Here is a 9,182-nt window from a genome sequence, read left to right on the forward strand (position 1 = left end):
CCCTTTCTACCCTGACGGGTGTGGTGGAGGAGGGTCAAATCCGACACTTCGAAACGGCGCCAACGGCGAACGCTTCACGTTCGTCGTCCGCGACCTTGGTCTCGCAGGAGGTCGGGTCTTTGACGTCCAAGGGGAGTTTTTTAGGAACTGGTTTCGAAATTGATTTGGGAGGTCACGCATGTCGACTACAAGCAGGTTACGGGGCATAGATACGGCGGTATTCTGGCCGGCCCTAACCATAACAGCCGCGTTCATCTTATGGGGAGCCACTGCCCCGGATAGCCTCGCCTCCGTGACGAACGCCACGCTCGCGGCGATCATCAATGGTTTCGGATGGGGCTTTGTTGTCTCGACGGCTATGTTTCTGGTCTTTGCCGGGTTCCTGGCGATCAGCCGTTTCGGCAAGATCCGACTTGGAGCCGACGACGAGTTGCCGGAATTCACTACCGTTTCGTGGGTGTGCATGATGTTCAGCGTCGGCATGGGCATCGGACTGATGTTCTGGGGGGTTGCCGAGCCGGTCTTCCATTTTGGCGCGCCGCCTCACGGGCTGGCCGCCCCGCAGTCCAAGGAAGCTGCGCTGATCGCAATGGAATATGCCTATTTTCATTGGGCGCTGCACCCTTGGGCGATCTACGCCATTGTCGGTCTGGCTATCGCCTATTTCACTTACCGCAAGGGCCTGCCCATCCTGATCTCGAGCGCATTCACCCCCTTGCTCGGCAGCGCGGTCAACGGACCGATCGGCAAGACGATCGATATTCTCGCCCTCATCGCCACGCTGTTCGGCACTGCGACATCGCTCGGCCTTGGCGCACAGCAGATCAACAGCGGTCTGAATTTTCTCTGGGGAACCGGCGAGGGAACAGGCATTGCCCTTGCGATCATCGCTGTGCTGTCGGTGCTGTTCATCCTTTCGGCAGTGTCGGGAGTCGGCAAGGGCGTCCAGTTCCTGAGCAACATGAACATGGTTGTCGCCGCCGCCTTGCTGCTCTTCCTGGCCGTTGTCGGACCGACCGTCTTCATCCTCAACACCTTCACCGAAGCGCTCGGCGAATACCTGACCAATCTCGTCACGATGTCGTTCCGCACCGCTGCCTTCAGCGACGGCAAATGGCTGAGCAGCTGGACCATCTTCTACTGGGCGTGGTGGGTTTCCTGGGCACCTTTTGTCGGCGTTTTCATTGCCCGCATCTCCAGGGGGCGGACGATCCGCGAGTTCGTCATCGGCGTTCTGCTCATCCCGAGCGGCGTAACCTTTCTCTGGTTCACCATCATGGGCGGCACCGCGCTGCACTCTGAACTGATGGGGGTCGGCGGACTTGTCGAGGCGGTCAACACCAAGGGTGCCGCCATCTCGCTGTTTGCCCTACTCGAACAATATCCGGGAACGGCGCTCACCTCGTTCGTCGCGATCTTCCTTGTGGCGATCTTCTTCATCTCGGGAGCTGATGCCGCCTCGATCGTGATGGGTATGCTGTCGTCACGCGGCACGCTTGAGCCCGCGCGCATCGTCGTGGTCCTCTGGGGCGTCCTAGCGGGCGCGTCGGCCTGTGTGCTGCTGGTGATGGGAGGCCTGGAGGGCCTGCAGACCGCGTCGATCATCGCGGCAGCACCCTTCCTTGTCGTCATGGTCGGGCTGTGCATCTCGCTGTGGATGGCGCTGCTGGACGACCTCGAAGGGCGGGGTGAACCCGCCTCTCTCCTGCCCGAAGCCCAGCCTGTCACGGCAGCGGCAGAATAGCTACAGCACCGCCATTCAGGCGGCCAACAAACCGCATCTGAAAATGAACTTCAGGTGCGGTTTGCCGATCCGCGCCGCCGCGACCGGCGCTCCTCATCGTCGCCACCGGCAGCGCGACAAGATCAAGCCAAAAGCAAATCCAACTGGGTGCCCGAAGGGAGGGCGAAGATGATAACCGACCCGCAAATCTGGCTCAGCCTGCTGACGCTTACAGCGCTCGAAATCGTCCTGAGTGTCGACAACCTTGTCGTGATCTCGGTTCTGGTCAGCAAACTTGCTCCCGAGCTGCAGCCAAAGGCGCGGTTTCTCGGAATGGCGCTGGCCCTCGTTCCGCGACTGATCCTGCTGCTGTTCATCGGGTGGATCATTGGCTTGACCGAACCTTTGTTCGAGGCCTTCGGGCACGGCTTTTCCGGGAAGGATCTCATCCTGGCAGGCGGCGGTCTGTTCCTCATCTACAAGGCCACCCAGGAGATACATGCAAGTCTCGAGGGAGAAGAGGGCCACATTGGTGCCACCGTGCGCGCAGGTTTCGTAGCCGTCGTGTCGCAGATTGCCCTGATCAACCTCGTGTTTTCCATTGACTCGATCGTGACCGCCGTCGGCATGGCCAACCAGATCTGGGTCATGGCCGTCGCTGTCGTCGCGTCGATGGCCGTCCTGATCGCGGCCGCCGGACCGGTTGGAAAGTTTGTCGATGCTCACCCTACTGTGAAGATGCTGGCACTCGGCTTCCTCATCATGATCGGCATGACGTTGGTCGCGGATGCCTTTGGCGTCCATGTCCCCAAGGGTTATATCTATTCAGCGATGATCTTCTCGATGGCGGTCGAAGGCGTGAACATGCTGCACCGCCGAAAAGCCAGGCCCGTTCATTTGCACAATCAGTATGGGCCGGAGGTTGCGGTTGCGGCCAACGGCGGACACACACGATCCGTAGCGGTTTCTCAAACCCGCAAACAGGCAAATGAAGCCTGACCGTTATACACCCTCCGGGCCCACCAAAGCACTGTCTACCGACTGATTTCCTTTATTTTTATTGGAGACCTCGAAATCTGGGACTCGAAACCCACCGGCGCTCGAACCGCTCCAAGCGACTCTCAGCCGCTTTGGCTGGAAGGCTGCCCGACGGAATGCGTGCCCTGTGGCTTGCGCCTCAAGGCGTCGTGAATCCGCGCGATGCCCTTGCCATGACCAGAGTTGGACTCATTCACTCATATCGCGCAGCGCGTCCTGTCTAACGATTTCGATGCAGCGCAGGCTGAGCAGGCGAATGACGCCTCGCTCCTTCAGCTTGGTGAAGACCCGCGAGACGGTCTCGATGGTGAGGCCGAGATAGTCGCCGATGTCCACGCGCGACATGGGCAGTTCGACCTGCCGCAGACCACCTTGGCGCTCTGCCAAATCGACCAGGAACGCCGCGATACGTTCTATGGCGTTCTGGCGGCCGAGGACGAGCAAGTGCTCTTGCGCCCTTGTCAGCCCCTTGAGCGCGAGCGGCAGCAGCTGCTGCGACATGTCAGCCCCGGCCGCGGTGCGAAACACGCGGACACCGGTGGCGTTGATCGCTTCGGCGAAGAAATGATGTGTCGTGTCGGCTTCGAAGCCGAATGTCTCTCCAGGCAAGTGGAAGGCGCTTATCTGCCGGCGACCATCGGCAAGCAAGCGGTAGACACGGACGGCGCCGAACTCGACCTGGTAGAAGGCGCCAGCCTTCTCGCCCTGGGCATAGATTTCCGACCCGGCGGGGAAGAAGCTGATTGGCTGGACCGGCACCGAGCCAAATGCCACCTTCAGGTTCGGATTGGCTGGCTGTAAGGGAATTGAAATCCTTGCGGTGGTGTAGGCGTTCATCGCTGCGTCCCCGGTTGACCGTTGTCACAGCAATCGCTCGAATTCACAGAGCGCGAAATTCGGTTATGTCCCTACGGGAAACTACGTAGAACCCGTCATAGGCGGACAAGGGTCCTCTGGGATTGCAGAAGCAATCAAGGTCGACAGCCATCGGGCAGCGCCGTGCATGCCTCGAAACAGGCCGCGCCGGGGCGGCCATTCTTTGGCGGCAGAAGACCTACTCAATTGCTTCCCGGCCCGACACCTCGCCAATGAAGATGCGGAAGAAGACATGCGGACCGCCATCGGAAACGGCAGGCAGGACCGGTTTGAGGGCGCCTGGCTCCCACCAGTCGGGGTGCTTGCTCAGCACTGACCACGCATGATCGCGCTGAAGCTTATGACCGATCCGGTCAGGCAGCTCTTCATAGCGGCCGTCGACAACAACGCTTCTCCAGCCTCGGCCTTGGCCGCGCTCATCGACCTGGACCGACACCAGAGGGTTGGCCCGCATCCAGTCGATCTTCTTGCCGGGCATTGAAAACGCATAGAGATGGTTGTCAGCATGCGCGTAGTACAACGGCACGACGTAGGGTTGCCCATCCTTCGCGCACGCCAGGTGGCCTAGGCGATTTGCGGTCAGCAATTTCGTGCATTCCAGGGCAGAAAGTGTGCGGATCAGCATCGGTGCGATCTCCTACTGCTCGCGGCCATCCGGGTGCTCCAGTTCCGGCTCGCAAGCCCAAGTTCGCGCATTCGGCGATTTCGGAAAATGATTCAGATCAAGGCGAGGCCTGCCATCTCGCGCATCCTAGGGCGATGTGGAAGCCTATCCTAAGCGCCCCGTTCGAATGCGATCTCGAACTCGCCGTCCTCGACGAGGATGGCGAGCATGCCCTTGTATTTCCCTGCATGAGGACGCGGAACGGATGGAAGAACGCGACGACGGGCGCCTATATCGACATCCACCCGACCCATTGGCGCGACTGGGACGCGCAGAGGGCGCCGACAGATATCCGCAATTCCGTTCCTCAATTACCCTAGTGCTTGGGATCCAGGATCAGCGCCATGCGAACCAGGTGCGACAGGCTGCCGGCGGCCATCTTGCTCATGACATTGGCGCGATGGATTTCGACCGTGCGGGGGCTGATTCCCAGATCATAGGCGATCGTCTTGTTCGGCAGACCCGACACAAGCCCATCCAGCACCTGCCGCTCCCGGTCCGAAAGCGTTGACAGCCGCCCGCGGATTTCCGCGGATTGCGGGTGGGTTGCATCAACTCGATTGCGATTGCCCAGCGCTGAACGGATCGCGTCGATCAAAATGTCGTCGTCGAACGGCTTTTCGATGAAATCCGCAGCCCCTTCCTTCATCGCCTGAACGGCGAGCGCGACATCGGCATGACCCGTCATGACAATGACCGGAAGCCTGTGCCCGCGAGCCCTCAGCTGCCGCAGGAACTCGATGCCGTCGATACCTGGCATGCGCACATCGGTCACGATGCAGCCGTCGACATTGTCGGTGGCTGAAGCCAGGAAGGCTGTCGCGGATTCATGCAGGCGCACGGCAAAATCGGCTGTCGCGAGAAGAAAACCGAGCGACTTGCGAACATCGACGTCATCGTCGACCACATGCACGAGATCATTCCCGGCCATTGGCAACCTCTTCCTTGTTCACGATGCGCAAGGTGAACCGGAAAGCGGTTCCTCCAGACAGCATTGCCTCGGCCCAGATATGACCGCCGTGCGATTCGACGATTGTGCGGCAAATGGAGAGGCCGACGCCCATGCCCTGCTTCTTGGTGGTGACGAAAGGCTGGAAAAGCTGGGCGGACACCTCGGGCGAGAGGCCCGTGCCCGTATCGATCACGCTTACTTCGGCCATACCGTCGTCCCTGGCAATCGTCATGACATGCAACTCGCGACGTGTCGCGCCCTGCATGGCCTCCACCGCATTGCGCATCAGGTTGAGCAGAACCTGCTGAATCTGAATGCGGTCGGTCAGGACCAGTTCGGCCGCGGGATCGAGCTTGTAGCTTACTCGCATATCGGCTTCTCTTGCGCCAACCAGGGCCAGGGACGAGGCTTCCTCGATCAGTGCCGGCAGGCGCTCGACCTGGCGCTCGCTTTCACCTCTTGAGACGAAGTCGCGAAGGTGCCGGATGACCTCTCCCGCCCGCAAGGCCTGCTCCGCTGCCTTTTCAACGGCCTCCCTCAACATCGGCGCATTCTCTTCCGTGCTTCTTTCGAGCAGCCGGCGGCTGCCCTTTAGGTAATTCGTGATCGCGGTCAGTGGTTGGTTGATCTCATGCGCAAGCGTCGAGGCCATTTCGCCGAGCGCGGTGAACCGCGCCATGTGAAGCAGCTCCTGTTGCTGCTCCTGTATTCTTGCTTCTGCCCGGTGACGCTCGGTCAGATCGCGGCAGAAGCCGGTAAAGAAGCGTCCGGTTCCTGGATGCATCTCGCCGACGGAAAGCTCCATGGGAAAGGTCGAACCATCCTTGCGCATTCCCGTGACGGTACGGCCAAGCCCGATGATCCGGCGCTCTCCGGTCGCCAGATAGCGGTGCAGGTAGGCGTCATGCTCGTCGCGATAGGGTGCCGGCATCAGCAGGCTGACATTCTGGCCTATGACTTGGCTCGCTGCGTAGCCGAACAACGTCTCGGCGGCCGTGCTGAAGGATTGAATGCGACCTTGTTCATCGATGACGACCATTGCATCCGGCACCGTTGCCAGGATCGAACGCAGATGGTCCTCACGCAGCCGAAGTGCGGCATTCGCAAAAGAGAGCTCGCTAACATCCGTGCCTTCGACGAAGATCGCAGTGGTGCGGCCATCGCCGTCCTGGATCGGCTGATAAACGAAATCCAGGATGCGCTCTTCTGCCGGCTCGCCTTGCTTGTTGCGAAGAGCGACCTTCACGCCCTGGCCCCGGTATGGCTCACCGGTCTTGTACACATCGTCAAGCTGTTCGAAGAAGCCTTGGCCTTCGAGCTCGGGAAGCGCCTCACGCACCGGCTTCCCAATCACCCGCCTGTCGCCGATTAACCGCTGATAGGCGGCATTGGTCAGTTCGAAGACATGGTCCGGCTCTCGCATCAGGGCCATGAAGCCCGGAGCCTGCTCGAACATCTGCGACAAGACGGATCGCAGCATCATCCCGCCGGCCGACGAAATAAGCGCTTCGTTTTGGCTCACCTGAGGTCCTTGGGTTCGGCCACGCTTGCAAGAGGGCTAATTATCACTCCTGGCCGCGCACGCAAAACCAATCCAGGCAAAAGCGCTCGGATGAGTTGGGGGTCGAACTGGCCGAGCGTTTCGGAGCGCACTTTGTTGGCCTGGCGGCTGCCGATTGTTCCGCCCCTCGTCGAGACGGCCTTTGGCGGCGTCACGCACTCCGCATGCATCGCTTCATGTCGTATTGACCGCCGGCCGAAACGATCCTTGCAAGTGGAGTTGCCTGTTGACCAAGATCAAGGCGGCGACCCCCGGCATGGCAAAGATGGTTGGGAAACAGGAGTGATCCCAATGACTTTTCTCGACTATCTGATTTCAGTAGACGCCAGGACCGCCCTGATGGGGCGCATGATGCAGAAGCTCGGTGTCGACAGGCAGTTGAAGGTCATCGCGGACCATGCCGCCGTTACCAATCGGGCGGTGGACCGCTGCCGCTCCTGCGGCCACCAGGATGAATGCTCGACCTGGCTTGACCAACACCTGCAAGCCGACGATCCGCCAGATTACTGCCGCAACCGCGACCTCATCGCACGGCTGCAGCACGCGGCCGGCCGGCAGTAGTTGCTTTCAGAGGCGGCCGACGCTCAGGTAGCGTCCCATAGCTCGCGCGTAGCGGGGAGAGGTCTGCGAATGCCGTTGGAGGTCCGGGTTTGACGAGAGCCGCCGCGTCAAACCGAGCTTTGCAGTTGATGGATGTGCGCCCACGGGACCGGCAGTTTTGAGTACGCTATTTTTCCTGGAAGCATTTCTGCTTTTCGTCGCGCCGGGGCCAACCAACGCCCTTCTGATGGCAGGGGCTGTCAAACGCGAAAAGGCGGTCAGGCTTTTGATCGCGCAGGCCTGCGGGTACGGGATCGCCGCCGCCTGCTGGTTTTCGCTGCGTCCCTGGATGCCGCCCGGTGCCATCGAGGCACTGAAGCTGGTCGCCGCCGCATGGCTCGTAGTCCTTGGCCTGCGCCTGATAACAAGTGCCCGGATCAACGCCTCCAAGGATGGCGGCGCCATTTCCGTCCTGGCAACCAGTGCCCTCAATCCGAAGGCGTCTATCTATTGCCTGGCAATCGTGCCGACAGACGCCGCAGCGCGGGCGCTGGCGATATTCTGGATTGTTCTCCCGATCATCACGGCTGCCACGGGATCGGTGTGGCTTCTACTCGGTAGCCGGCTTGGCGAAGACGGAAGAACAACAGACAGGGTAGCGGGCACGGCGCTCATTGCATTCGCCATGCTGCTGCTTCGACCATTGATACCCCTGATCGCGACCTAAGGTTGGTCGCCACCGCTTGCTGCCGACTTCTGTCAGACCTACTAGGACACAAGCACAACTGACAATGGTCCCGCGCAGAACAGGCTGTCCTTGACCGCCTTGACGCCTGCAACGTTCTCCGCGGCAACCACAGCCGCCTTCCGCTGACGCTCGTCAAAGATTGCGCCGCTCAGTTCGACAGTTCCTCGGTCGACACTCACCCCGATCAAGCCGCCGTTGCTCCAGGCTTGGCGTTTGAGCTCTGCCAGAACGTTCTTGCGGATGGAGTCGTCATCAGCCGTCGTCGCGCCCGATTTCGGCAGGACGCACAACAGTGCGCGCAGCAGGTCCGTGCGCGTGACGATGCCGACGAGCTTGCCTGCCTGGACGATCGGCACATTCTTGATCTTGTTCTCGGTCATCAACCCGACAATCTCGGCGAGCGAGGCACCGGGCGGCGCCGACACGACCTGACCTGTCATCACCTCGTCAACTCGACGTCCGCTTGCCAGGACGTATTCGTTGGCCAACTTGCCGGGGCCGACGACAAACTCCAGCCAGCGAGGACGAACACGCTGGGTGCCGAGCTCTTGACGGCGCAGGAAATCACCCTCGCTGATAATGCCGGCAACTGTCCCGTCATCGCGGACGACCGGCAGGCAGCCGATCTTCCTGGCGAGCATCAGTTCGGCCGCATCGGCGATCGACGCGCCCGGACCTACGGTGACGACCGGCGTCGTCATTATGGCCTCGGCCTGCATTGCTGCCTCCTGATTTCCATCCAGCCCTTTATCGGATGCCGCCCATTGTCGGACGATTGAGCGATCGGGTCATTGACCTGCGTCATTTCAGAGGAGCGGCGCAGTCACTTTGGCGGCTCATCCCGATCGATCAGAATGCGCGCCGCGGCCCCATCAAGATCCTCGTACTGACCGCTCCTCAGGGCCCACAGGAAGCCAGTCAGTCCAAGCGCACCGAGGAACAGCGCCACCGGGATGAGGTAGACGAGCGTCGTCATGAGGGTCGAACCAGCAGGCCGGGGGGTGCAAGCTCGTCGGCATCGTCACGCGCACGGACCTGCTGCGCGCACTGTTGTGCGTCCTGCCGAAATCGGGCGCGACG

Annotated in this window: 10 protein-coding genes; 4 read left to right on the plus strand and 6 right to left on the minus strand. The window is 60.9% G+C overall.

Annotated elements, in window-relative coordinates; genetic code table 11:
- Positions 1-178 precede the first annotated feature (178 nt).
- Entirely contained in the window at positions 179-1,744 is a 1,566-nt protein-coding gene (locus EN745_RS23050; RefSeq protein ID WP_126058896.1) for a BCCT family transporter, read from the plus strand.
- Positions 1,745-1,912: 168 nt separating this feature from the next.
- Complete coding sequence (locus EN745_RS23055; RefSeq protein ID WP_126059401.1) at positions 1,913-2,722, plus strand: TerC family protein; 810 nt, start codon at positions 1,913-1,915, stop codon at positions 2,720-2,722.
- A gap of 228 nt (positions 2,723-2,950) precedes the next feature.
- Here EN745_RS23055 and EN745_RS23060 read toward each other — a convergent pair whose 3' ends face one another.
- The 4 genes from EN745_RS23060 to EN745_RS23080 all read right to left on the minus strand — a co-directional run bounded on the left by EN745_RS23060 (position 2,951) and on the right by EN745_RS23080 (position 6,736).
- The gene (locus tag EN745_RS23060) at positions 2,951-3,598 is read right to left on the minus strand and encodes a helix-turn-helix domain-containing protein (RefSeq protein ID WP_126058897.1); all 648 of its coding nucleotides are present in this window, start codon (positions 3,596-3,598) and stop codon (positions 2,951-2,953) included.
- A gap of 217 nt (positions 3,599-3,815) precedes the next feature.
- Positions 3,816-4,262 carry a pyridoxamine 5'-phosphate oxidase family protein gene (locus tag EN745_RS23065; RefSeq protein ID WP_126058898.1) on the minus strand — a complete coding sequence of 149 codons (447 nt, stop codon included), beginning with the start codon at positions 4,260-4,262 and terminating at the stop codon, positions 3,816-3,818.
- Between the two features lie 355 nt (positions 4,263-4,617).
- On the minus strand, positions 4,618-5,232 hold the full coding sequence (fixJ, locus tag EN745_RS23075) for a response regulator FixJ (protein WP_127422347.1): 615 nt from the start codon (positions 5,230-5,232) through the stop codon (positions 4,618-4,620).
- Positions 5,219-6,736: a PAS domain S-box protein gene (locus EN745_RS23080; RefSeq protein WP_245487805.1), complete on the minus strand. Its 1,518-nt coding sequence runs from the start codon at positions 6,734-6,736 to the stop codon at positions 5,219-5,221. Before EN745_RS23080 ends, fixJ begins: the two co-directional genes overlap by 14 nt.
- A gap of 174 nt (positions 6,737-6,910) precedes the next feature.
- On the opposite strand from EN745_RS23080, the gene EN745_RS37155 reads away from it, so the two are divergent.
- Both EN745_RS37155 and EN745_RS23095 read left to right on the plus strand, forming a co-directional pair.
- Positions 6,911-7,375, plus strand: coding sequence for a DUF6455 family protein (locus tag EN745_RS37155; RefSeq protein WP_245482304.1), 465 nt, complete (start codon positions 6,911-6,913; stop codon positions 7,373-7,375).
- 265 nt (positions 7,376-7,640) lie between these two features.
- On the plus strand, positions 7,641-8,081 hold the full coding sequence (locus EN745_RS23095; protein WP_245482303.1) for a hypothetical protein: 441 nt from the start codon (positions 7,641-7,643) through the stop codon (positions 8,079-8,081).
- 41 nt (positions 8,082-8,122) lie between these two features.
- On the opposite strand, the gene EN745_RS23100 is transcribed toward EN745_RS23095, so the two are convergent.
- Both EN745_RS23100 and ccoS read right to left on the minus strand, forming a co-directional pair.
- On the minus strand, positions 8,123-8,821 hold the full coding sequence (locus tag EN745_RS23100; protein WP_127422349.1) for a CBS domain-containing protein: 699 nt from the start codon (positions 8,819-8,821) through the stop codon (positions 8,123-8,125).
- A 104-nt stretch (positions 8,822-8,925) separates the two neighbouring features.
- Positions 8,926-9,078, minus strand: a complete 153-nt coding sequence (gene ccoS / locus EN745_RS23105; protein ID WP_126058904.1) for a cbb3-type cytochrome oxidase assembly protein CcoS — start codon at positions 9,076-9,078, stop codon at positions 8,926-8,928.
- Positions 9,079-9,182 lie beyond the last annotated feature (104 nt).

Origin of the sequence: Mesorhizobium sp. M4A.F.Ca.ET.022.05.2.1 (genome assembly GCF_003998845.1) — a bacterium.
Taxonomy (GTDB): Bacteria; Pseudomonadota; Alphaproteobacteria; order Rhizobiales; family Rhizobiaceae; genus Mesorhizobium.

Coding starts and splice junctions, on each gene's coding strand:
- ccoS (WP_126058904.1), bottom strand. CDS start 9,078: ATGACGACGCTCGTCTACCTCATCCCGGTGGCGCTGTTCCTCGGTGCG.
- EN745_RS23060 (WP_126058897.1), bottom strand. CDS start 3,598: ATGAACGCCTACACCACCGCAAGGATTTCAATTCCCTTACAGCCAGCC.
- EN745_RS23050 (WP_126058896.1), top strand. CDS start 179: ATGTCGACTACAAGCAGGTTACGGGGCATAGATACGGCGGTATTCTGG.
- EN745_RS23065 (WP_126058898.1), bottom strand. CDS start 4,262: ATGCTGATCCGCACACTTTCTGCCCTGGAATGCACGAAATTGCTGACC.
- fixJ (WP_127422347.1), bottom strand. CDS start 5,232: ATGGCCGGGAATGATCTCGTGCATGTGGTCGACGATGACGTCGATGTT.
- EN745_RS23055 (WP_126059401.1), top strand. CDS start 1,913: ATGATAACCGACCCGCAAATCTGGCTCAGCCTGCTGACGCTTACAGCG.
- EN745_RS23100 (WP_127422349.1), bottom strand. CDS start 8,821: ATGCAGGCCGAGGCCATAATGACGACGCCGGTCGTCACCGTAGGTCCG.
- EN745_RS23080 (WP_245487805.1), bottom strand. CDS start 6,736: ATGATGCTGCGATCCGTCTTGTCGCAGATGTTCGAGCAGGCTCCGGGC.